General features: G+C 60.6%; 18 protein-coding genes. 3 read left to right on the top strand and 15 right to left on the bottom strand.

The genetic code is table 11. From position 1 onward, the window contains the following. Positions 1–44 precede the first annotated feature (44 nt). Complete coding sequence (gene aceE, locus AC1DUR_RS12545) at positions 45–2,786, bottom strand: pyruvate dehydrogenase (acetyl-transferring), homodimeric type (protein ID WP_477721649.1); 2,742 nt, start codon at positions 2,784–2,786, stop codon at positions 45–47. Between the two features lie 311 nt (positions 2,787–3,097). Here aceE and AC1DUR_RS12540 point away from each other — a divergent pair, with 311 nt between their 5' ends. The 3 genes from AC1DUR_RS12540 (at position 3,098) to folD (ending at position 7,281) form a co-directional block, all read left to right on the top strand. Next, the gene (locus AC1DUR_RS12540) at positions 3,098–5,662 is read left to right on the top strand and encodes a PAS domain-containing sensor histidine kinase (protein WP_477721648.1); all 2,565 of its coding nucleotides are present in this window, start codon (positions 3,098–3,100) and stop codon (positions 5,660–5,662) included. 47 nt (positions 5,663–5,709) lie between these two features. After that, entirely contained in the window at positions 5,710–6,336 is a 627-nt protein-coding gene (locus tag AC1DUR_RS12535) for a response regulator transcription factor (RefSeq protein ID WP_477718052.1), read from the top strand. A gap of 99 nt (positions 6,337–6,435) precedes the next feature. Beyond that, on the top strand, positions 6,436–7,281 hold the full coding sequence (gene folD / locus AC1DUR_RS12530; protein WP_477718051.1) for a bifunctional methylenetetrahydrofolate dehydrogenase/methenyltetrahydrofolate cyclohydrolase FolD: 846 nt from the start codon (positions 6,436–6,438) through the stop codon (positions 7,279–7,281). A gap of 234 nt (positions 7,282–7,515) precedes the next feature. Here folD and AC1DUR_RS12525 read toward each other — a convergent pair whose 3' ends face one another. The 14 genes from AC1DUR_RS12525 to ispC form a co-directional block, all read right to left on the bottom strand. Then, the gene (locus AC1DUR_RS12525) at positions 7,516–7,971 is read right to left on the bottom strand and encodes a DUF4149 domain-containing protein (RefSeq protein ID WP_477718050.1); all 456 of its coding nucleotides are present in this window, start codon (positions 7,969–7,971) and stop codon (positions 7,516–7,518) included. A 119-nt stretch (positions 7,972–8,090) separates the two neighbouring features. Continuing rightward, the gene (gene greA, locus AC1DUR_RS12520; RefSeq protein WP_477718049.1) at positions 8,091–8,567 is read right to left on the bottom strand and encodes a transcription elongation factor GreA; all 477 of its coding nucleotides are present in this window, start codon (positions 8,565–8,567) and stop codon (positions 8,091–8,093) included. A 101-nt stretch (positions 8,568–8,668) separates the two neighbouring features. Next, positions 8,669–11,914, bottom strand: coding sequence for a carbamoyl-phosphate synthase large subunit (gene carB / locus AC1DUR_RS12515; RefSeq protein WP_477718048.1), 3,246 nt, complete (start codon positions 11,912–11,914; stop codon positions 8,669–8,671). Beyond that, positions 11,907–13,112: a glutamine-hydrolyzing carbamoyl-phosphate synthase small subunit gene (carA, locus tag AC1DUR_RS12510; protein ID WP_477718047.1), complete on the bottom strand. Its 1,206-nt coding sequence runs from the start codon at positions 13,110–13,112 to the stop codon at positions 11,907–11,909. Before carA ends, carB begins: the two co-directional genes overlap by 8 nt. A 229-nt stretch (positions 13,113–13,341) precedes the next feature. Continuing rightward, positions 13,342–14,124: a TrmH family RNA methyltransferase gene (locus tag AC1DUR_RS12505; RefSeq protein ID WP_477718046.1), complete on the bottom strand. Its 783-nt coding sequence runs from the start codon at positions 14,122–14,124 to the stop codon at positions 13,342–13,344. Next, entirely contained in the window at positions 14,121–14,738 is a 618-nt protein-coding gene (gene rnhB, locus AC1DUR_RS12500) for a ribonuclease HII (RefSeq protein ID WP_477718045.1), read from the bottom strand. The genes AC1DUR_RS12505 and rnhB overlap by 4 nt, the downstream gene beginning before the upstream one ends. Beyond that, positions 14,710–15,864, bottom strand: a complete 1,155-nt coding sequence (gene lpxB, locus AC1DUR_RS12495) for a lipid-A-disaccharide synthase (protein ID WP_477718044.1) — start codon at positions 15,862–15,864, stop codon at positions 14,710–14,712. Before lpxB ends, rnhB begins: the two co-directional genes overlap by 29 nt. Before the next feature lie 10 nt (positions 15,865–15,874). Continuing rightward, on the bottom strand, positions 15,875–16,687 hold the full coding sequence (gene lpxA, locus AC1DUR_RS12490; protein ID WP_477718043.1) for an acyl-ACP--UDP-N-acetylglucosamine O-acyltransferase: 813 nt from the start codon (positions 16,685–16,687) through the stop codon (positions 15,875–15,877). Positions 16,688–16,703: 16 nt separating this feature from the next. Further along, a complete protein-coding gene (fabZ, locus tag AC1DUR_RS12485; RefSeq protein ID WP_477718042.1) occupies positions 16,704–17,144 on the bottom strand; it encodes a 3-hydroxyacyl-ACP dehydratase FabZ in 441 nt (146 codons plus the stop codon). After that, positions 17,141–18,196 carry a UDP-3-O-(3-hydroxymyristoyl)glucosamine N-acyltransferase gene (gene lpxD / locus AC1DUR_RS12480; protein WP_477718041.1) on the bottom strand — a complete coding sequence of 352 codons (1,056 nt, stop codon included), beginning with the start codon at positions 18,194–18,196 and terminating at the stop codon, positions 17,141–17,143. The genes fabZ and lpxD overlap by 4 nt, the downstream gene beginning before the upstream one ends. A 50-nt stretch (positions 18,197–18,246) precedes the next feature. Further along, positions 18,247–18,753 (bottom strand): OmpH/Skp family outer membrane protein, encoded by a 507-nt coding sequence (locus AC1DUR_RS12475; protein WP_477718040.1) that lies wholly within the window; start codon positions 18,751–18,753, stop codon positions 18,247–18,249. After that, positions 18,753–21,050 carry an outer membrane protein assembly factor BamA gene (bamA, locus tag AC1DUR_RS12470; protein WP_477718039.1) on the bottom strand — a complete coding sequence of 766 codons (2,298 nt, stop codon included), beginning with the start codon at positions 21,048–21,050 and terminating at the stop codon, positions 18,753–18,755. Before bamA ends, AC1DUR_RS12475 begins: the two co-directional genes overlap by 1 nt. Positions 21,051–21,081: 31 nt before the next feature. Next, positions 21,082–22,458 (bottom strand): RIP metalloprotease RseP, encoded by a 1,377-nt coding sequence (rseP, locus tag AC1DUR_RS12465; protein WP_477718038.1) that lies wholly within the window; start codon positions 22,456–22,458, stop codon positions 21,082–21,084. 1 nt (position 22,459) lies between these two features. After that, positions 22,460–23,647, bottom strand: a complete 1,188-nt coding sequence (gene ispC / locus AC1DUR_RS12460; RefSeq protein ID WP_477718037.1) for a 1-deoxy-D-xylulose-5-phosphate reductoisomerase — start codon at positions 23,645–23,647, stop codon at positions 22,460–22,462. Between the last annotated feature and the right edge of the window lie 5 nt (positions 23,648–23,652).

The following is a 23,652-nucleotide window of genomic DNA, read 5'->3' as shown; positions in this document are numbered from 1 at the left end:
ATTGTTGTCTCCGATTGCTTGCTGGCTGATGCGTCAAACCTGCATCAGGCATAAAGGGGATTGATCTTGTCGGCATTGATACCGTACTTTTTGATAGCTTCGGCAACCTTGGCAGCCGGAACCGTGCCTTCTTCGCTGAGCGCCTTCAGGGCCGCAACCACGATGTAGTGGCGGTTGATTTCAAAGTGCTCGCGCAGCTTGCTGCGGAAGTCGCTACGGCCAAATCCATCGGTGCCCAGCACTTTGTAGGTGCGCCCTTTGGGGATAAACGGCCGGATCTGCTCGGCGTAAGCCTTCATGTAGTCGGTCGATGCCACAACGGGGCCGGCGTGCTTGTCGAGCTGCTCGCCCACAAAAGGCACGCGGGGTTTGTCGGTCGGGTGCAGCAGGTTCCAGCGTTCGGTGTTCTGGCCGTCGCGGGCCAGCTCATTGAAGCTCGGGCAGCTCCACACGTTGGCGGCAACACCCCACTCTTTCTCAAGCAGTTCCTGCGCGGCAATCGATTCACGCAGGATGGTGCCGGAGCCCAGGAGCTGCACGCGCGGCGTGAGCTTGGCGCCTTCCTTGCAGAGGTACATACCCTTGATGATCTGCTCTTCGGTACCGGGCTGGAGGCCTGGCATCGGATAGTTTTCATTGAGCAGCGTGAGGTAAAAATACACGTTGTCCTGCTTTTCCACCATGCGCTTCAAGCCATGGTGCAGGATGACGCCCACCTCATGGGCAAAGGTCGGGTCGTAGCTGATGCAATTGGGAATCGTGCCCGCCAGGATGTGGCTGTGGCCGTCTTCGTGCTGCAGGCCCTCGCCATTCAACGTGGTACGCCCGGAGGTGCCGCCCAACAGGAAGCCGCGCGCCTGCATGTCGCCCGCCGCCCAGGCCAGGTCGCCGACGCGCTGGAAGCCGAACATCGAGTAGTACACGTAAAACGGGACCATGATCCGGTTGTTGGTGCTGTACGAGGTGGCCGCCGCGATCCAGCTGCTCATGCCGCCGGCTTCGTTGATGCCTTCCTGCAGGATCTGACCCTTGATGTCTTCCTTGTAATACATCACCTGGTCTTTATCGACCGGCGTGTACTTCTGGCCCTCAGGGTTGTAGATGCCCACCTGGCGGAACAGGCCTTCCATGCCGAAGGTGCGGGCTTCATCGACCAGGATAGGCACCACGCGCGGGCCGAGCGCCTGGTCGCGCAGCAGCTGGGTGAGGAAGCGCACGTAGGCTTGCGTGGTCGAAATTTCACGGCCTTCGGCGGTCGGCTCGAGTACGGCCTTGAAGGTTTCCAGCGCGGGCACGGTGAAGCTCTCGTCGGCCTTGACGCGGCGGTGCGGCAGGTAGCCGCCCAGGGCCTTGCGCCGCTCATGCAGGTAGCGCATCTCGGGCGTATCGTCAGCGGGTTTGTAAAACGGAAGGTCGGCCAGCTGGCTGTCTGGAATGGGGATGTTGAAGCGGTCGCGGAAAATCTTGATGTCATCGTCCGTCAGCTTCTTCGTCTGATGCACCGTGTTTTTGCCCTCGCCAATCTTGCCCATGCCAAAACCCTTGACGGTCTTGATCAGCAACACACTGGGCTGGCCGGTATGGTTGACGGCCGAATGGAAGGCCGCATAAACCTTTTGCGAATCGTGGCCGCCACGGCGCAGGTTCCAGATGTCGTCGTCGCTCATCTTGGAGACCATCTCCAGCGTCTTGGGGTTCTGGCCAAAGAAATGCTTGCGCACGTAAGCGCCGTCGTTGGCCTTCATGGCCTGGTAGTCGCCGTCCAGCGTGTCCATCATGACCTTGCGCAAGGCGCCGTCCTTGTCGCGCGCCAGCAATGGATCCCAGTTGCTGCCCCAGATCAGCTTGATGACATTCCAGCCGGCGCCGCGGAACTCGCCTTCGAGTTCCTGGATGATCTTGCCGTTGCCGCGGACCGGGCCGTCCAGACGCTGCAGGTTGCAGTTGATGACAAACACCAGGTTGTCGAGCTTCTCGCGCGCAGCCAGGCCGATGGCGCCCATCGATTCGACTTCATCCATCTCACCGTCGCCGCAGAACACCCACACCTTGCGGTTTTCGGTGTTGGCGATGCCGCGGGCGTGCAGGTATTTGAGAAAGCGCGCCTGGTAAATCGCCATCAGGGGACCAAGGCCCATCGAGACCGTCGGGAACTGCCAGAACTCGGGCATCAGCTTGGGATGCGGGTAGCTGGAAAGCCCCTTGCCATCGACTTCCTGGCGGAAATTCAGCAGCTGCTCTTCCGTCAGGCGGCCTTCCATGTAGGCGCGTGCATACACGCCCGGCGACACATGCCCCTGGATGTAGAGACAGTCGCCGCCGTGGTTTTCGCTCTCGGCATGCCAGAAGTGGTTAAAGCCAGCGCCGAAGAGACTGGCCAGCGAAGCAAATGAGCCAATGTGGCCACCCAGATCGCCCCCATCCGCAGGGTGCAGGCGGTTGGCCTTGACCACCATGGCCATGGCATTCCAGCGCATGTAGGCGCGCAGGCGCTCTTCAATTTCGAGGTTGCCGGGGGAGCGCTCTTCCTGGTCGGTTTCTATGGTGTTGACGTAAGCGGTGTTGGCCGAAAAAGGCATGTCAATGCTTTTCTGGCGGGCATGTTCGAGCAGTTGCTCCAACAGGAAGTGGGCACGTTCAGGGCCTTCGCTCTCGATGACCGCTGAGAGCGCGTCCATCCATTCCCGGGTTTCCTGTTTGTCTTTGTCCAGGGCGTCTTCGCCCAAGGCGTCGTTGGCGGCGGTGCGTAAGTTGTCAGCACCGGCTTCATTTGGATTGGCAGCCATTTTTGTCTCCTGAGTAACGCTAGTTAACCTGATCCACAACTTTGGGGCTGCGCACAAAGCTTGTGTCTAACTTGTCTCTAAGGCGTGTTTTAAACGCAAATTAGATTCAAGTCTCTAGTTTCTCATAATATTTAAGAAATTTCAAATAGTGCTTCTTGATTTCATATTATGGAAATGCTATTTCGCGGCCAGTCCGGCGAAAACCCGGGCGCAAACCTTGCATGCCAGCAATCGGGGCCGAAGTTCACCCCGAAAGATCACCATCACGCAAGCTCGCCTGGAACATCTCACTTAAACTGCGAGATTGCCCTATGACCAAACCCGCTCCCTATTCCGACACCGCTGCGGCGAGTCCCGCCTCCCTCGCTTTCTGGCACCGATGGTGGGGCAAACAGTCACCATCACGGCAGGACCGCTTCATTACATTGGGTCCGCTGCTGGCAGTGGTACTTTTCCTGGCGGCCGTCATCGCGGCCTTCGGCTACCTTCGGATTGAGGAAATAGACCGGGAACAGCAGGCCGTCAAACGCGATGTCGAATACGCCCAGCAAAGGCTGCGCCTGCGACTGCTCGAAAGGCAGGAGCAGCTCATGCGCATTGGCCGGGATGTATCGAACAAGGAGGTTGACGCCGAAGAGTTCATCGTCCAGGCGGAATCGCTGGTCAACCAGTACCCCGAACTGATGGCGGTAACGTGGGTCGACAGCAAGCGCCGGGTGAAGGTCGCTTATGCATCGCCCAGCGCCCACCCGAGCCAGTCGCGTAGCGCGGGCGAGCAGCTCAAGGTTGGTGAGACGGACGGCACGTATGAGCTGGCGCGGGATCTGCGTCAGCCGGTGTACTCCCGCCCCCTCGTGGCCAATGAAAACAGTGGACACGTCCCTACCCTGCAATTGCAGGTACCGCTCGACGACCAGGGGAAATTTGACGGCGTCATCATGGGCGAATACTCCATTGACGGATTGCTGCGCTTCGGTGTGCCGACCGAAGTGACCGCCAAATACGCCGTGACCCTGGTGAATGATAAAAACCTGGTGCTGGCTGGCAACTTGCCACCCCGGCGCAATCCGGCGGCCCGGCTGCTGCCCTGGTCCGACGCCGCGGCCGAATACGAAATCCCCGTCTCTCCCGTGGGCAATGGGCTGCTGATACGCGCCGAAGGCTACCGTGCCTCGCTGGGTGTGGTGGGCAGCGGATTTTTCTGGCTGGTCAGCGCCCTCAGCGCCCTGACCGTCTGGATGCTGCTGGGCACCTGGCGTCACACCCGCCGCCGTGTCCAGGCACAGCAGGCGCTGATATCCGAGACCAACTTCCGCCGCGCGATGGAAAACTCCATGCTCACCGGCATGCGCGCGCTGGATTTGCAGGGCCGCATCACCTATGTCAACCCGGCTTTCTGCCAGATGACGGGCTTTAGCGAAAATGAGCTCGTGGGCCGCACACCACCCTTTCCGCACTGGCCTGAAGCAGAGCTCGACATCCTGATGGCACGGCTTGACGACGAATTGCATGGCCGAACGCCTCCCGGTGGATTCGAAGTCCGCGTCAAACGCAAAAACGGCCAGATCTTTGATGCCCGGATGTATGTGTCACCGCTGATTGATCCGCGCGGGCAACAGACGGGCTGGATGACGTCCATGACGGACATCACCGAGCCCAAGCGCATTCGTGAAGAGTTGTCGGCTTCGTATGAACGCTTCACCACCGTGCTCGAAGGGCTGGATGCAGCAGTCTCCGTGGCGCCGCTGGGCAGTGAAGAACTGCTGTTTGCCAACAAGCTTTACCGGTCCTGGTTTGGCGGTGAGGTGTCCGGGCACATGAACCTGATCGCGCAGGCCGGCGTGCCGGCGGCCATGCCTACCGAGGACGCCATTGATCCGGTGGACGGCATGGCCGGATTCCCCACCGACACCCTGACCACCGCCCAGACGGAAAACGCCGAGATCTTTGTGCCCGACCTGGGCAAGTGGCTGGAAGTGCGTTCGCGCTACCTCACCTGGGTGGACGGCCGCCTGGCGCAGATGGTGATTGCGACCGATATCACGCCGCGGCGCCATGCCGAAGAACAGGCCGCGCAGCAAAACGAACGCGCCCAGACTGCGAGCCGGCTCATCACCATGGGCGAAATGGCATCGAGCGTGGCCCACGAACTCAACCAGCCACTGACGGCCATCAATAATTATTGCAACGGCATGGTGTCGCGCATCAAGGGCCGGCAAATCAGCAACGAGGACCTGCTGGTCGCACTGGACAAGACCGCCCGGCAGGCGCATCGCGCCGGCCAGATCATCCAGCGCATCCGCTCGTTTGTGAAACGCAGCGAGCCCAACCGCACGGCGGCCGATGTGGCCACCATGGTCAGCAATGCCATGGAACTGGCCGACATCGAACTCAGGCGTCATCATGTGCGGCTGAGCCACTACATCGCCGCCCGCCTGCCCCCTGTCATGGTGGACCCCATCTTGATCGAGCAGGTGCTGATCAACCTGATGAAAAATGCGGCCGAGTCGATTGAGCAGGCACACCTGCCCACCGCCCGCCGCAGCGTTGAATTGCGCGTGGTGCCCAAGCATATCGAGGACCAGAGCGTGGTGGAGTTTTCGGTTCTTGACTCAGGCCACGGCCTGTCGCCGGAAGTCAAGGCACGGCTCTATGAAGCCTTCTATTCCACCAAGGCCGAGGGCATGGGCATCGGCCTGAAACTGTGCCGCAGCATTGTCGAGTCCCACCAGGGCAGGATGGAGGCCGAGAACCTCTACAATGGGGACGAAGTGGTGGGGTGCCGGTTTACTTTCTGGATCCCCGTGACGCCCCTGCTTTCACCAGCGCCCTCTGCTAGCGATACTGTAGCGGCCAAGGATACCGGCGTTCACTGAAGCCCCTTCAGGAATACTCTCGAGAAGTTCACGAAAGAAAGTTTGGCATGAGCTTGATTCCCAAAAAAGGTACTGTCTACGTTGTTGATGATGACGAGGGCGTGCGCGATTCGCTGCAGTGGCTGCTCGAAGGCAAGGACTACCGGGTGCGTTGCTACGACTCGGCGGAAACATTTCTGAGCCGCTACGATGCGCGGGAAGTGGCCTGCCTGATCGTTGATATCCGCATGGGCGGCATGACCGGCGTGGAACTGCAGGATCGCCTGGTCGAACGCAAGTCGCCATTGCCCATCGTCTTCATCACCGGCCACGGCGACGTTCCCATGGCGGTCAACACCATGAAAAAAGGCGCCATGGATTTCATCCAGAAGCCTTTTCAGGAAGAAGCACTGGTCAATCTGGTCGAGCGAATGCTGGAGCAGGCCAAGGAAGCGTTCAGCGACCACCAGCAGTCCGCCAGCCGCGACGCCCTGCTGGCCAAGCTCACCTCGCGCGAAGCACAGGTACTCGAACGCATCGTGGCAGGCCGCCTGAACAAGCAGATCGCCGACGACCTGGGCATCAGCATCAAGACGGTCGAGGCGCACCGCGCCAACATCATGGAAAAGCTCAATGCCAATACCGTGGCTGATCTGCTCAAAATAGCCTTGGGCTCCAGCGCGCCCAAGGCCTGATAGCCACCGGAGCCAAATTCCCAGCCGCTACGCTTTTTATAGCCGCTTGCGCCCGTAGTTCCTGGACTAGCGGGCGTTTTTACTTAGAAAATTGAAACAATGACCGCACAACTCATTGACGGCAATGCCCTCTCCAAACAACTGCGTGCGGAGGTCGCCCGGCGCGCGGTCGCCCTGCGCGCACGCGGCATCACGCCGGGCCTGGCCGTTGTGCTGGTGGGAGAAAACCCGGCCAGCCAGGTCTATGTACGCAACAAGGTCAAGGCCTGCGAGGACAACGGCGTGCATTCCGTCCTCGAAAAATACCCCGCCACGCTCAGCGAGGCGGATCTGCTGGCGCGGGTCGACGCGCTGAACCGGGACCCTGCCATCCACGGCATACTGGTTCAGCTCCCGCTGCCTGCGCATATCGATGCGCACAAGGTCATTGAAGCGATTACCCCCGGCAAGGATGTCGACGGCTTTCATGTGGCCAGCGCGGGTGCCCTGATGGTCGGACAGCCGGGTTTCTGGCCCTGCACGCCCTATGGCTGCATGAAGATGCTGGAGAGCATCGGCTGCGATCTGCGGGGCAAACACGCCGTGGTCATCGGCCGAAGCAACATCGTGGGCAAACCCATGGCGATGATGCTGCTGCAGAAAAATGCCACGGTGACGATCTGCCACAGCGCCACCAAGGACCTGAAGGCCATGACACTGCTAGCCGACGTGATCGTGGCAGCTGTCGGCAAACGCAATATGCTGACCGCCGACATGGTCAAACCAGGTGCGGTCGTCATCGACGTGGGCATGAACCGCAACGATGAAGGAAAACTCTGCGGCGACGTGGACTTTGAAGGCGTCAAGGAGGTGGCCAGCTACATCACGCCGGTACCCGGTGGCGTCGGCCCCATGACCATCACCATGCTGCTGGTCAACACGCTGGAATCTGCCGAGCGCCTTTAACCTAGAAACAGCAGTTGACCGCTCGCAAACTTAGGAAAGCCGCATGCACATTGACTTTCCACTCTTCGATTGCGTTCACCTTCTGGGTAACAGCGCTATGCGTCCGATTGCACCGTGCTCGACGCGCCATGCGGCGTTGCTCCGCCTTGTGGGCACAAGCCCACTGCGTTGTCACGCCTTGCCTGGCACGCCGATCACGACGCACTCGGACGCATCCAACTGCCGTTTCTAGGTTTAATCGGGGCTGGCTGCTGCCGACGCGGCGCCTGCGGCCGGCTGGCTCAAGCGCCAAAGGCTCAAGCCCGCGCACAACCACTGGCCCAGGTACATGGCGCTTCCCAGGCCATGCCAGAGCTTGAGGTTGGCACCTTCGACCCGGGCACTGACGATACGCGGCGCCACGCCAAACTCCACCAGCAAGGCCAGCAATAGCCCTGCCACTACAAATTTTGTGGCCGCCGCAGCATAAAGGGCCGTGGCCGGATCGTCTTTTTTATTGAAAACCAGCAGCATCAGCATGGCGCAGGCGGTGCTGAGCCAGGTTTGGGCCGTGAAGAGCTTGGCAGCCATGGCACCCGCAGCAGCCGGGCTGCCAAGGTGCGTGAACAGCAGGGGCACCACCACAAAGCCCAGGCCGGAGAGACTGCCCCACCAGAGAGCGGCCAGCAGGATGCCAAACCGTTGTTTCACGGATAGCGCCGAACTGCCGGTGCCAACAACCGGAAACGCTTTTTGACCACCGCCCCGGGGGAGAGCAGCCCTCTCGGGATACCGCCCGGGCCAAGTGATGCGCGTGGGGACCTCATGTCCTAGATGTACATGACCGCCACGATTTCATAGCGCCTCACACCCCCCGGCGCCTGCACTTCAGCCGTGTCACCCTCGTCCTTGCCAATCAAGGCACGTGCAATCGGTGAGCTGATGTTGACGCGGCCATGCTTGATATCGGCCTCGTCTTCGCCCACGATCTGGTAGGTCACGGTGTCGCCCGAATCCTCGTCCTGCAGCTCAATCGTGGAGCCGAACACCACCCTGCCGCCCGCGTCAAGTTCCGCAGGGTCAATGATCTGGGCCGCCGACAGCTTGCCTTCGATTTCCTGGATGCGCCCTTCAATAAAACCCTGGCGGTCTTTTGCCGCGTCGTACTCGGCGTTCTCACTCAGGTCTCCCTGGGCACGCGCCTCGGAAATCGAATTGATGACCCAGGGGCGGTCAACGGTTTTGAGCCTGTGCAGCTCGGCTTTGAGGCTTTCTGCACCACGCTTGGTGATTGGTATGGTTGCCATGTTTTTGCTCCAGCAAAAGCGAAACCGCCACCAGTCACCTGGCGGCGGAGTGTTTATTCAAATCCAAGTTTAATGCAAAACCTGCGCAAGCCAGCCGGTAATTAGCCTAGTTGCGCGTGGAGTTCCTGCACTGAATATACGTTCAGGTTGTCCAGGTATTTCATGCCTTCCACAGCCGCTTCCGCGCCGGCAATGGTGGTGTAGGTAGTCACACGGGCCAGCAGCGCCGAGGTGCGGATCTGCCGCGAGTCGGCAATCGCATTGCGCCGCTCCTCCACGGTGTTGATGACCAGCGCGATCTCGTCGTTCTTGATCATGTCCACCACGTGCGGCCGGCCTTCGGCAACCTTGTTGACCACCGTGCACGCAATACCTGCCGCCTGGATGGCGGCGGCCGTTCCCTTGGTGGCCACCAGCTCGAACTTCAGTGCCGCGAGAGCTCGCGCCACCTCCACCGCACGCGGTTTGTCGTTGTTCTTGACCGTGAGGAAGACCTTGCCGGACGTTGGCAGCTTGGTGCCCGCGCCAAGCTGCGACTTCACAAAGGCCTCGCCAAAGGTCTTGCCGACACCCATCACCTCACCGGTGGACTTCATCTCGGGGCCAAGAATGGTGTCCACGCCGGGGAATTTGACAAAGGGAAAGACTGCCTCTTTCACGCTGAAATAAGGCGGCGTGACCTCGTTGCTGATGCCCTGCGAGGCCAGCGACTGGCCGACCATGCAGCGCGCAGCCACCTTGGCCAGCTGGATGCCGGTGGCCTTGCTGACAAACGGCACGGTGCGCGACGCGCGGGGGTTGACCTCCAGCACGTAGATCACATCCTTGCCGTCGATGTTCTGGATGGCGAACTGCACGTTCATCAGGCCGACGACGTTCAGGGCCTGGGCCATGGCGGCGGTCTGGCGCTTGATCTCAGCCACCGTCTCGGCTCGCAATGAATAAGGCGGCAAGGAGCAAGCCGAGTCACCGCTGTGCACGCCGGCCTGTTCGATGTGCTCCATCACGCCGCCAATGAAGGTGCGGCCTGGCGAACCGTTTTCCCCGCTGTCGCGCAGGCAGTCCACATCGCATTCAATGGCATCGTTGAGGAATCGGTCCAGCAGCACCGGCGAGTCATGGCTGACCTTGACGGCTTCGCGCATGTAGCGCTCCAGGTCGCGCTGCTCGTGCACGATCTCCATGGCGCGGCCACCCAGCACATAGCTGGGACGCACCACGAGCGGGTAACCCAGGGCGGCGGCCTTTTCCAGTGCCTCGGGTTCGGTACGTGCGGTGGCATTCGGCGGCTGGCGCAGCTTGAGTTCATGCAGCAGCTTCTGGAAGCGCTCACGGTCTTCCGCCGCGTCAATCATGTCGGGCGAGGTACCGATGATCGGTACGCCGTTGGCTTCAAGGTCGAGCGCCAGCTTCAGGGGCGTCTGGCCACCGTACTGGACGATCACGCCCAGCGGTTTTTCCTTGTCGACAATTTCCAGCACGTCTTCCAGCGTCAGGGGCTCGAAGTAGAGGCGGTCGGATGTGTCGTAATCGGTGGACACCGTCTCGGGGTTGCAGTTGACCATGATGGTCTCGTAGCCGTCCTCGCGCATGGCCAGGGCCGCGTGCACACAGCAGTAGTCAAACTCGATACCCTGCCCGATACGGTTGGGCCCGCCGCCCAGCACCATGATTTTCTTTTTATCGGTTGGCGCGGCTTCGCACTCGCTGCCCTCGGCCTCGTAGGTCGAGTACATATAGGCCGTGTTGGTGGAGAACTCGGCGGCGCAGGTATCCACGCGCTTGTAGACCGGCCGCACGCCGAGCTCGCGGCGTTTTTCGCGGATGGCGGTGTCGGTGGTCTTGAGCTGCTTGGCAAGGCGCCGGTCGGAAAAGCCCTTTTGCTTGAGCGCCCGCAGCGTGACAGCGTCAATTTTGTCAAGCGAGGTGGTTTCAAGCTCCAACTCGATCTTGACGATCTGCTCGATCTGCACCAGGAACCACGGATCAATCTTGGTCAGTGCAAACACTTCGTCCACGCTCATGCCCTGCGCAAAGGCATCGCCCACATACCAGATGCGGTCAGGTCCCGGCGCACCGAGCTCTTTCTCAAGCACTTCGCGGTCCTGGGTCTTCTCGTTCATGCCGTCCACGCCGACTTCCAGTCCGCGCAGGGCCTTCTGGAAGGACTCCTGGAAGGTCCGACCCATGGCCATGACCTCGCCGACGGATTTCATCTGCGTGGTCAGGCGCGAATCGGCAGTCGGAAATTTCTCAAAGGCAAATCGCGGGATCTTGGTGACCACGTAGTCGATGCTGGGCTCAAAGCTCGCGGGGGTGGCGCCGCCCGTGATTTCGTTGCGCAGTTCGTCCAGCGTGTAGCCCACGGCCAGCTTGGCCGCAACCTTGGCAATCGGGAAACCCGTGGCTTTGGAAGCCAGGGCCGAGGAGCGTGAAACGCGCGGGTTCATCTCGATCACCACCATGCGGCCATCGACCGGGTTGATCGAGAACTGCACGTTGGAGCCGCCGGTGTCCACCCCGATCTCGCGCAGCACAGCCAGCGAGGCATTGCGCAGGATCTGGTATTCCTTGTCGGTCAGCGTCTGGGCTGGCGCGACCGTGATGGAGTCGCCGGTGTGCACGCCCATGGGGTCCAGGTTTTCAATCGAGCAGACGATGATGCAGTTGTCCGCGGTGTCGCGCACCACTTCCATCTCGTACTCTTTCCAGCCCAGCAGCGACTCTTCAATCAGCAGCTCGTTGGTCGGCGAGGCCTCCAGGCCACGCTTGCAGATGACTTCAAACTCTTCCGGGTTGTAGGCAATGCCGCCGCCGGTGCCGCCCAGCGTGAAGCTGGGGCGGATCACCGTCGGGAAGCCCACAGTCTTTTGCACCGCCCAGGCTTCATCCATGCTGTGCGCAATGCCGGAGCGGGCTGAACCGAGACCGATCTTGGTCATCGCTTCCTTGAACTTCAGGCGATCTTCGGCCTTGTCGATGGCTTCGGGCTTGGCACCAATAAGCTCAACCTTGTACTTTTCAAGCACCCCGTGGTGCCACAAGTCCAGTGCGCAATTAAGTGCAGTCTGGCCACCCATCGTTGGCAGGATCGCGTCGGGACGCTCTTTCGCGATGATCTTTTCAACCGTCTGCCAGGTGATGGGCTCAATGTAGGTCACGTCGGCCGTGGCCGGGTCGGTCATGATCGTGGCCGGATTGCTGTTGATCAGGATGACCTTGTAGCCTTCTTCGCGCAAGGCCTTGCAGGCCTGCACGCCGGAGTAGTCAAACTCGCAGGCCTGGCCGATGATGATGGGGCCGGCGCCGATGATGAGGATCGATTTGAGGTCTGTGCGCTTAGGCATTTTTCTTCTCCCCTGCCTGTTCCATCAGCGCGGTGAAACGGTCAAACAAATACGAAATGTCATGCGGGCCGGGTGACGCTTCAGGGTGGCCCTGGAAGCAGAACGCCGGCTTGTCGGTGCGGGCCAGGCCCTGCAGCGTGCCATCAAACAGGCTGATGTGCGTGGGCCGCAGGTTGGCGGGCAGGCTCTTCTCGTCCACTGCAAAACCGTGGTTCTGGCTGGTGATGCTCACACGGCCGTTGTCCAGGTCCTTGACCGGATGGTTGGCGCCGTGGTGGCCAAATTTCATCTTGAAGGTTTTGGCGCCGCTGGCCAGCGCCATGATCTGGTGGCCCAGGCAAATACCGAAGGTCGGAATGCCGGTCTCGATCAATTCACGCACGGCGGCAATGGCGTAGTCGCAAGGTTCCGGATCACCCGGGCCGTTGGCCAGGAAAATGCCGTCGGGCTTGAGCTTGAGCACGTCGGCGGCCGGTGTTTGTGCCGGTACCACCGTGATGCGCGCACCGCGCTCGGCCATCATGCGCAGAATGTTTTTCTTGACGCCAAAGTCAAAAGCCACCACGTGAAATTTGGGCGTGATCTGCACACCGTATCCCGGCTTGCCTTCCAGGTTCACCAGTTTCCACTCGGTTTGCGTCCACTCGTAGGTCTGCTTGACCGATACGACCTTGGCGAGGTCCAGCCCCGCCATGCTGGGCGCGCCCCGCGCGGCTGCCACGGCCTTTTCGATGGCGGGCTGGCTGACCTCCTCACCTTCAGGCAGTGCCAGAATGCACCCGTTTTGTGCGCCCTTGGTGCGCAGCAGGCGCGTGAGCTGGCGGGTGTCGATGCCGGCGATGGCCACCGTGCCCTCCTTGACCAGGTACTGGGACAAGGTCATGGACATGCGAAAGTTGGAGGCCAGCAGCGGCAGGTCCTTGATGATCAGGCCGGCGGCATGGACTTTTTCCGCCTCGATGTCTTCGGCATTGATGCCATAGTTGCCGATATGCGGATAGGTAAGGGTAACGATCTGCTGGCAGTAGCTCGGATCCGTGAGGATTTCCTGGTAGCCGGTCATAGCGGTGTTGAACACCACCTCGCCGATCGTGGAGCCTGGCGCTCCGATCGAATTGCCGATAAAGACCGTGCCGTCTGCGAGCGCCAGGATGGCGTGAGGGGGTTTTCCTGATATTCCCTGTAGAGACAAAAGCACTGGGTTCTCCGGGTTGGTTACGGTTCGCCCAAGCATGCACAAGAAACGTCTCTTAAGACTCTTGCGGGCTGCTTTTGTGAGGGTGTTGGCTTGGTATGCGCTCGGGCGAAGCTGTGATTTGAAAAGCCACTGATTATAGCCTGAGGAGGTGAGGTGGCCGCCCGGTTTAGCGACTGACAGCAGCTCTTTGGCCCCCCGGGAAGGGCTAATGTCCCCGGGGTGCCCCCGCTCAACGGCGGGCCGTGGCGCTCGCGTACAGGCAAATGGCGGCGGCGGCGGCCACATTCAGCGATTCTTCGCCGCCGGGCTGGTCTATGCGTACCTTGAGGACCGATCGGGCCATCAGGTCATCGCTCACGCCCTGCCCTTCGTGCCCCATGGCCCAGGCGCAAGGCTGAGGCAGTTTCTGCTGGTGCAGGAAGCTGCCCTGGTGGGAACTGGTAACCACAATGGGAACGCTCAGCGCCGCCAGGACATCAGGCTCCACACCCTCCACCAGGTGGAGGGTAAAGTGAGCGCCCATGCCGGCCCGCAGCACTTTGGGTGACCACAGGGCTGCCGTGCCCTTCAAGGCGATGATCTGGCCAAAACCGAAAGCCGCCGCGCTGCGCAGGATGGAGCCGACATTGCCGGCATCCTGCACCCGGTCCAGGATCACGGAGGCTGCGCCCGGCTCCAGGCCGCCGGCCACCGGCAGGTCCAGCACGAAACCCATGGGTGCGGGCGATTCCAGCCCGCTGATTTCGTGCAGCAACGCATCCGGAATTACTATGTTTTTGATAGCTGCCTGCGACCATTCGGCAGGAACTGATGACCAAAAAGACTCCGAAAAAATCGCAATCGATGGCTTCTGCCCGCGTATGAGCGCGGCACGGCACAAATGGTCGCCCTCCAGCCAGACGCGGCCCTGCTTGCGGTAAGCCGTGCTGTCCTGCGACAGCTTGCGCAATTCCTTGATGAGCGTGTTGTCGCGTGACGTGATGTGCGTGACAGCGCCGGGACCGGCGCTCACCGCAACACCTCGGCTACCGGCGCAAAAGACCGGCGGTGCTGGGGACAGGCGCCATGCTCGCGCAGCGCCGCCAGATGCTCAGCCGTGCAATACCCTTTGTGGGCGGCAAAACCATACTGCGGGTATTCGAGGTGAAACTCGGCGCACCAGCGGTCACGGTAGACCTTGGCCAGAATGGACGCGGCCGAGATGGCCGGCACAATGGCGTCGCCTCCGATCACGGCCTCCGACAGGATGACCAGCGTGGGCAGGCGATTGCCGTCGACCAGCACCTTGTTGGGCTTGAGTCGCAGGCTCTCCACCGCACGTTTCATCGCCAGCATGGTGGCCTGCAGGATGTTCAGGCGGTCTATTTCCTCAGCGGTGGCCAGCGCAATGGAGCAGCACAGCGCTTTGGCCCGGATTTGGTCGTACAGCTCTTCACGCCGTTGCGGTGTGAGTTTTTTGGAGTCGGCCAGACCCTTGATGGGATTGAGTTCGTCGAGAATGACAGCCGCAGCCACCACCGGGCCCATCAGCGGGCCCCGTCCGGCCTCGTCCACGCCGGCCACGAGGCCGGGGGTGTCCCAAGACAGGGGTGTTTGTTCAGCTTTCAAGAATTTGCTGGATCGCATCGGTCGCTAATTGGGAAGTATCGCGCTGCAGCTCGGCATGCAGTGCCATGAATCGTTGTTCGACAGCCGCTATTTTGTCAGGAGCCGTTAGTTTTGCATCCACCCATTGCAGCAACTCRGCGGCCAGCGCCTCGGGCGTTGCCGCCTCCTGCAGCAGTTCGGGCACCACGAAATCCTGGCACAGGATATTAGGCAGGCCGACCCAGGGCTGCAGCTTTTTACGCCACATGATCTGCCACGACAGCCAGTTCATGTTGTAGGCGATCACCATGGGGCGCTTGAACAAGGCCGCTTCCAATGTCGCGGTACCGCTGGCAATCAAGGTCACATCGCAAGCGGCGAGCACGGTGTGCGACTGGCCTTCGATGATTTGCAGGTTGGCCCGCATGCCGGCCGCATCGGCCAGTCGCTCGATCACGGATTTCAGCAGGGGGACGGCGGGCACTATGAATTTGATGGCTGGTTGCGCTCGCTTCACCAAGGCTGCAGCCCTGAAAAATCTTTCGGCCAGATACTGGATCTCGGACTTGCGGCTGCCCGGCAAGATGGCGATGACCACGTCGTCGTCCTGCAGGCCCAGCTTGCGCCTCGCGGCGGCCCGGTCCGGCTGCAGGGGAACCACGCTGGCCAGCGGATGGCCGACATACGTTGCCGCGATGCCATGGGAAGCCAGCAAGGCCGGTTCAAACGGAAAAATGCACAGCACGTGGTCCACGCTGCGCCGGATCTTCTCGACACGGTCCGCACGCCAGGCCCAGACGGAGGGGCTGACAAAATGAACGGTCTTGATGCCTTGGGCCTTCAACGCGGCCTCCAGGTCAAGATTGAAGTCGGGGGCGTCCACGCCGATGAAAATATCAGGGCGCTGATCCAGCAGGCGCTGTTTCAGCTGCTCGCGTATGCCGACGATCTCACGGTAATGACGCAGCACCTCCACATAGCCGCGCACGGCCAGCTTGTGGTGCGGCCACCAGGCCTGAAAGCCGCGCCCGGCCATTTGCGGCCCGCCAATGCCGCTGGCCTGCAGGCCAGGCCAACGCGCATGCAGGCCGTCCAGCAGCAAGCCCGCCAGCAAATCACCGGAAGTTTCTCCGGCAACCATGGCAATCCTGGGTGCCGCGCTCATGGAGGCCGGCCTACCGGACAATGCCGCGCTGCGGCGAAGTTTGCGCCAGGAATGACAGCATCATCTGGACATCGGAAGCTGCTTCGGGGTGCTTGTCGGCCAACTCACCGATCCGGGCGCGGGCCAGATCCAGCGTCAGGTCATCCCGGTATAGCGCTTTGTGCATGGCCTTGACGGCCGAAAGGCGTCCGGCAGAAAAGCCGCGGCGCCGCAGGCCCTCAAAATTCATCGACCGCGCCTGCGCGGGCTGGCCTTGCGCCATCACGAATGGCGGCAAGTCGGCAAACAGCAGCGAACACATGGCCGTCATGCTGTGGGCGCCCAGCCGGACAAATTGATGCGCCACGGTAAAACCACCCAGAATGACCCAGTCACCCACGTGAACGTGACCGGCCAGCTGGGAGTTGTTGGCGAAGATGGTGTGGTCACCCACCACACAGTCATGCGCCAGGTGCACATAAGCCATGATCCAGTTGTCGTCGCCGACGCGTGTCACACCGCTGTCACCCGGCGAGCCGATATTGAAAGTACAGAATTCACGGATGGTGTTACGGTCGCCAATGACCAGTTCGCAAGGTTCGCCCGCGTACTTTTTGTCCTGCGGAATCGCGCCAAGTGAGTTGAACTGGAAAATCCGGTTGTCGCGGCCTATCGTCGTGTGGCCTTCGATCACGCAGTGAGCCCCGATGGTGGTGCCTGCCCCCACCCTGACATGGGGACCGATGACCGTGTAAGGGCCGACACTGACCGAGCTGTCCAGCTGGGCCAGGGGATCGACAAGGGCCGTGGCATGAATGCCCGGCGCGGGAACTGGCGCGGTCATGTCTTTCAAGCCACCTTCAGGCAATGGTGCGCATGGTGCACATCAACTCGGCCTCGCAGGCGATGGCCTCACCCACGCGCGTCACACCCTTGAATTTGAAAATGCCGGCCTTCATGCGGTCCAGCGTCACATCCATGATGAGCTGGTCACCGGGCTCGACCGGCCGCTTGAAGCGCGCGCCATCAATGCCGGCAAAGTAGTACACCGTCTTGTCGTCCGGCGTCACACCCAGGGTTTCGAACGCCAGCAGGGCAGCGGCCTGTGCCATGGCTTCAAGCATCAGCACACCCGGCATCACGGGGTGGTGAGGGAAGTGCCCCATGAAAAACGGCTCGTTCATCGTGACGTTCTTGAGGGCCTTGATTCTCTTTCCCTTTTCGATTTCGAGCACACGGTCGACCAGCAGAATAGGGTAACGGTGCGGCAGCTGCTTGAGAATTTGGTGAATATCCATCATGATTTTTCTTGAATGTTCGACAGCGATTTTTCTGCCTGTTTGAGTCTTTCCCGCAAGACGTGAAGCTGCTTGAGCGTGGCAGCATTTTTTTCCCACGCGGTATTGTCGTCGATAGGAAAGAGGCCGGTGTAATGACCGGGCTTCAAAATGGAGCGCGTCACGACAGACGCTGCCGAAATATGCACGTGATCAGCCAGGCTCAGGTGGCCCAGCACAATGGCGCCTCCGCCTACCGTGCAATGCGCGCCGATGGTGGCGCTGCCCGCCACACCGGCACAACCGGCCATGGCGGTATGCTTGCCGATCCGCACGTTATGGCCAATCTGCACCAGGTTATCAAGCTTGACGCCGTCTTCCAGCACCGTATCTTGCAAGGCTCCCCGATCAATACAGGTGTTGGCGCCGATCTCGACATCATTGCCGATCTTCACGGCACCAAGCTGCTCGATCTTGACCCATTGGCCTTCATGCGGTGCGAAGCCAAAACCATCCGCACCGATCACCGCACCGGGATGCACGATGCAACGCTCGCCAATGTGGCAGCCATCTGCCACTGTCACGCGGGCCGACAGCCGACTTTCAGCGCCAATATGCACATGCTGCCCAATGACGCAATGCTCCGCTATGCGCGCGCCCGCCCCGACCACGGCGCCGGCGGAGATGCAGGCAAACGCACCCACCGAAACACCCGGCGCGAGAGTGGCCGCAGGATCGATAAACGCGCTGGGATGAATGTGCGGCGCGGCCTGCGACCCGTGCCGGCGCTTCCAGAGCTGGGTGATCAGCGCGAAGTAATGGTAAGGATCGTCCACCACGATGCAGGCGCCACGACGGATCGCGGCTTCCCGGGCAGCGGGAGCCACTACTACGCAGGCGGCAGCCGACTGCGCGAGTTTGGCGACATATTTGGGGTGGCTGAGAAAACTCAGGTCGCGGGGGCCGGCGGCGTCCAGCGTGGAGAGCTTCTCGATCTCCACATCAGGACTGCCAATCAGCTCGGCAGGTGCCGTTGCGGCCAGCGACTGAACAATATCGGCAAGACGGAGCGTCACACTGCGCCTGCCATTTTCACAACGATGCTGGTGGTGAACACACCCCGCAGTTAACGGGAAGCGTTCAGCGCCTTGATCACCTTGTCGGTGATATCGTGCTTTGGATTGACGTACACCGACTCCTGAAGGATCAGGTCGTACTTTTCAGTTTCAGCCAGTGTTTTGACCACCTTGTTGGCACGCTCGATCACTTGCTGCAGTTCTTCGTTCTTGCGGGCGTTCAGGTCTTCCTGGAACTCGCGGCGCTTGCGCTGGAAATCCCGGTCCTGGTCGACCAGCTGCTTTTGCCGGGTGTTGCGCTGGCTCTCGGCCAGCGTGGGCGCCTCGCGTTCAAACTTGTCCGACAGGGTTTTCAGCTGCGTGGCGCTGTCGTTCAGCTCTTTCTCGCGCTTGCTGAACTCCTGCTCCAGTTTGGTCTGGGCGGCCTTGGCGGAATTCGCTTCGCGGAAAATCCTGTCCAGATTGACAACCCCAACCTTGAACTCCTGCGCACTGGCGGAAAACCCCGCCAATGCGATCATGCAGCCCAGGAAAATTTTGGTTGAAAAATGCTTCATTAGAAAGATGTACCAATTTGGAATTGCAACCGTTCTATTCTATCGCCTGCCATCTTGCGTATTGGCATGGCATAGGCAATACGCAGGGGGCCCACCGGAGAAATCCAGCTGATGCCGATGCCGGCAGAAGCCCTCAGGTCATTGACGCGATAGCTCTCTTTTTCGCCGAATACGTTGCCCGCATCGACAAAACCGTAAAGACGCAGCGTGCGGTCGTTTCCGGCGCCCGGGAATGGCGCAATAAGCTCGGCATTGAGCGTCAGTTTTTTCGGACCGCCCGTCGCCAGATCCGAGGCATCACGGGGGCCCAGGGAGCTCTGCTCAAACCCGCGCACCGATCCCAGGCCACCCGAGTAGTAGTTCTTGAAAAGCGGGTAAGGCTGTCCGCTGAGGCCTTTGCCCCAGCCCAACTCGCCATTCAGCGCGACCGTGAATTGCTTGTTCAGCGGAATGTACTGCTGAACCTGGTAATTGGCGCGCGCAAACTTGATGTCGCCCGCAACACCCCAATCCCCATACAAACGCTGGAACCGGCCCGAAGTGGGCACCAGTGCGCTGTCACGGTTGTCACGCGACCAGCCGACCGTCAGGGGAATGGAGTTGCTCTTGAAGCCGAACTGATTGGCATAGGTCTGGTAGCTCACGGGAAGGTTGGTTCCCGGCACGATCGTCAGGGCCTCGAAACCACTGCCGAAATAAACCGTGTCGTTCTCGGTGAAGGGAACACCGAAACGAATGCTTGCGCCCCTCGTCTTCAGGCTGTAGTCACCGCCCTGGCCGGACAGCGGCTTGGACGTGCGGTCGTACACGTCAATGGTGCGGGAGATGCCATCGGCCGTGAAATACGGGTCGATGGTGCTCAGGACCATCTGGCGATTTGACTTGCTGGTATTGACTTCAATACCCAGGTAGTTGCCCGAGCCAAAAACGTTTTCCTGCTTGATGCCGAACAGCAGGGAAACGCTGTCGGCGCTTGAATAGCCCGCGCCAAGCTGCAGGTTGCCGGTGGGTTTTTCAACCACGGAAACATTGACATCAACCTGGTCGGCCGTACCCGTCACTTCCTGGGTATCGATATTCACCTCATTGAAAAAGCCCAGGCGGTCAACGCGATCACGCGACAGGCGGATTTTGTCACCGTCATACCAGGAAGACTCAAACTGGCGAAACTCCCTGCGCACCACCTCATCGCGCGTGCGGTTGTTGCCCGACACATTCACGCGCCGCACATAGGCCCGGCGGGACGGCTCCGCCTGCAGCACGAAAGCCACGCGATTATTGACCCGGTCAATTTCAGGCACGGCTTCAACCCTGGCAAAGGCAAATCCGAACGTACCGAAATAATCGATAAAGGCCTTCTTGGTCTCGGCCACGGCATCGGCGTTGTAGGCTTCTGCCGGCTTGATGGTGACCAGGGATTTGAATTCTTCTTCCTTGCCCAGGTAATCACCCTCAAGTTTCACGCTGGAGACCACGAAGCGTTCACCCTCGGTGATGTTGACGGTGACCGCGATGCTTTGCTTGTCTGGAGAGATTGCAACCTGGGTTGAATCGACCTTGAACTCAAGGTAACCGCGCGACAGATAGTAGGAGCGCAGTGTTTCAATATCCGCATTGAGCTTGGCCCGGGAATAACGGTCGGATTTGGTATACCAGCTGAGCCAGCCGCCGGTATCAAGGTCAAACAGGCCCAGCAGGGTGGACTCGCTGAACGCCTTGTTGCCGGTGATGTGGATTTCCTTGATTTTTGCCACGTCGCCTTCGACGACGCTGAAAGTCAGGTTCACGCGGTTGCGTTCGATCGGTGTCACCGTGGTGACCACCTCCGCGCCATACAGACTCTTGTTGATGTACTGGCGCTTGAGTTCCTGCTCGGCCTTGTCCGCAAGGGCCTTGTCGAAAGGCTGGCCATCGGCAATGCCAACATCGCGAAGCGCCTTTTTAAGCGCTTCCTTGTCGAACTCCTTGGTGCCGACGAAGTCAACATCGGCCACCGTAGGACGTTCTTCAACAATAACGACCAGCACGTCGCCGTTGACTTCGAGCCGCACATCCTTGAACAGGCCGAGTCCGAACAACGCACGAATGGCCGTGGAGCCTTTTTCGTCGTTATAGGTTTCACCGACACGAAAGGGAAGCGAGGCAAAAATCGTTCCAGGTTCAACGCGCTGCAAACCTTCAACTCTAATATCACGAACCGTGAATGGATCAACGGCCCAGGCGGCATTGACAGCAAACAAACCAGCGGCAATGGCACAGACCGCGCGAATTTTGAATTTATTTAATTGTTTTTGCATGAAATGTATGAAATTGGCCTGGGCCCTGGTGTTAGCCCAACAACCGGGTGACATCGTTAAAAAGGGCAATACACATCATGCCCAACAGGATCGCAACGCCACCGCGTTGCAGCCGGTCCATCCAGGCATCAGACACGCCTCGACCCGTAATCCCCTCCCAAAGATAATACATCAGGTGCCCACCATCCAGAACCGGCAGCGGCAGCAGATTCAGGACGCCCAAACTCACGCTGATCAGCGCCAGAAACAGCAGGTAGGCGCTCCAGCCCAGGCTGGCCGACTTGCCGGCGTAATCCGCAATGGTTAACGGCCCGCTCAGATTTTTGAGCGAGGCTTCGCCGATCACCATTTTCCACATCATCTTGAGCGTGAGCAGGGACACTTCCCAGGTGCGAACAACGCCCTGCCACAAACCGTCGAGCGGCCCATAGCGCACCGTCACAAATTCGGGGGGGCTCCCCACATAAGCACCTATTCGCGCAACCGCTGCCCCACCCTCCCGCTTGATCTCGGGGGTGACCTGCAGCACCAGCGTCTGGCCGGCGCGCTGGATTTGCCAGTCCTGCGGTGCAATTGCCGGGGCGTTGCCTCTGGAGGACCACGCAGAGCCCCGTATGGCCTCGCGCAGCTGCTGTCCGTCCACAATGGCGGTATCTCCCACGCGCAGGACCACGTCACCCGCCCGCAGACCGGCTTTTTGCGCCGCGCCGCCGTCCATGACCTGGCCGATCACAGGGCGCGTCCACGGTCCCAGAATGCCGATCTTCCGGAATAGCTGGGTATCGGCCTCGGCCGCATCGAGCTTGCTGAGCTCCAGCATGACAGTACGTGACGAGGTGCCCGCCTCGTTTCCCAGCACCAGCTGCAGATCGCGTCCGTCCAGCGCACCCTGCGTAAGCCGCCAGCGAAGGTCCTCAAAAGAGCGGACCGTCTGCAACTCATCGCCCTCAAAAGCGGCCTGCTGGACGGTCTCGAAACCGCGCAGCCCGGCCCGTTCGGCCAGGGAACCCGCCACGGGACTGGCGAGAACGGCCTTGGGCTCCTGCAAGCCGCTCCAGTTGACGATGGCGTAAATCAGCACGGCCAGCAGCAGATTGGCAGCAGGACCGGCGGCCACGACAGCCGCGCGGGCCTTCAGGGGCTGGGTGTTGAAGGCGAGATGGCGTTCGGCCGGATCAACCGGGGCCTCGCGCTCATCGAGCATCTTGACGTAGCCGCCCAGCGGCAGCATGCCTATCGCAAATTCCGTGGGCTTGTTTTTGAGCCGCCAGGTGTAGATGGGCTTGCCAAAGCCGATGGAAAACTTCAGCACCTTGATGCCGCAGGCTACGGCCACCCGGTAGTGACCGTATTCATGCACGGTGATCAGGATGCCAAGAGCGACTACAAAGGCAAGCAGCGTCAACATGTCATGGCTCCAGACGTTCAATGATTTGACCGGCAACAAGGCGCGCCCGCGCGTCCAGCGCCAGCAATCCCTCGATATCGTTCACGTCTGAGACCGCCACGGCATCCAAAGTTGCATGATTTACATGGTGGATGTGGTCAAAGCGGATCCGCCGGTCCAAGAACGCGGCCACCGCCACCTCATTGGCCGCATTGAGCACCGCCGTACTGCCCACCGGTGCATTGAGGACCTCCCAGGCCAGCGGCAGCCCCGGAAACCGCTCATGGTCGGGCACCTCAAAAGTCATGGTCGCCAGGGTGGTGAAATCCAGCGCCCGGGCACCCGACGTGATGCGGTCCGGCCAGGCAAGGCCATAGGCGATCGGCACCCGCATGTCAGGCGTTCCCAGTTGCGCCACGACCGACGTATCGCGGTACTGCACCATGGAGTGAATAATGCTTTGAGGATGGATCACCACCTCGATCTGCTGCGGTGTCAGGCCGAACAGGTACTTGGCTTCGATGACCTCCAGGGCCTTGTTCATCATGGTCGCGGAATCAACAGATATCTTGCGTCCCATCACCCAGTTCGGGTGCGCGCACGCCTCATCGGGCGTCACGTGCCGCAGGCTGCCCGGCTCCCGCGTCCGGAAAGGCCCGCCGGACGCGGTCAGGATGATTTTCTCGACGCGTTGCGGCCAGCTGGCCGGATCTTCCGGCAGCGACTGGAAAATGGCCGAATGTTCGCTGTCGATGGGCAACAGCTGCGCGCCGCCCGCGCGAACCGCCTGCATGAACACTTCGCCACCGACCACGAGCGCTTCCTTGTTGGCCAGCAAGAGGCGCTTGCCCGCCCTGGCGGCGGCCATACAGGGCGCCAGGCCGGCCGCACCCACAATGGCGGCCATCACGGTGTCCACCAACTCATGGGACGCTATCATGTCCAGAGCATCCGGCGCCCATAAAACCTGGACGGGAAGCTGATTGTCCTTGACCTTTTCAGCCAGCAGGTGGGCATGTGGCTCGCTCACCATGACGGCATACTGCGGCCTGAACTGCATGCACTGCGCCAGCATCAGGTCGGTCTGGGTCGCCGCACTGAGCGCAAACACCTCAAAGCGCTCCGGATGGCTGGCAATCACGTCAAGCGTGTTGACGCCAATGGAGCCGGTTGAGCCCAGAACAGTGATACGCTGCTTTTTGAAAGACATGCAAC

The sequence above is a fragment of the Polaromonas sp. P4_F4 genome, from assembly GCF_056401355.1.
Note: the sequence above shows the minus strand (reverse complement) of the source record. Positions and strands in the feature narration are given on the sequence as shown.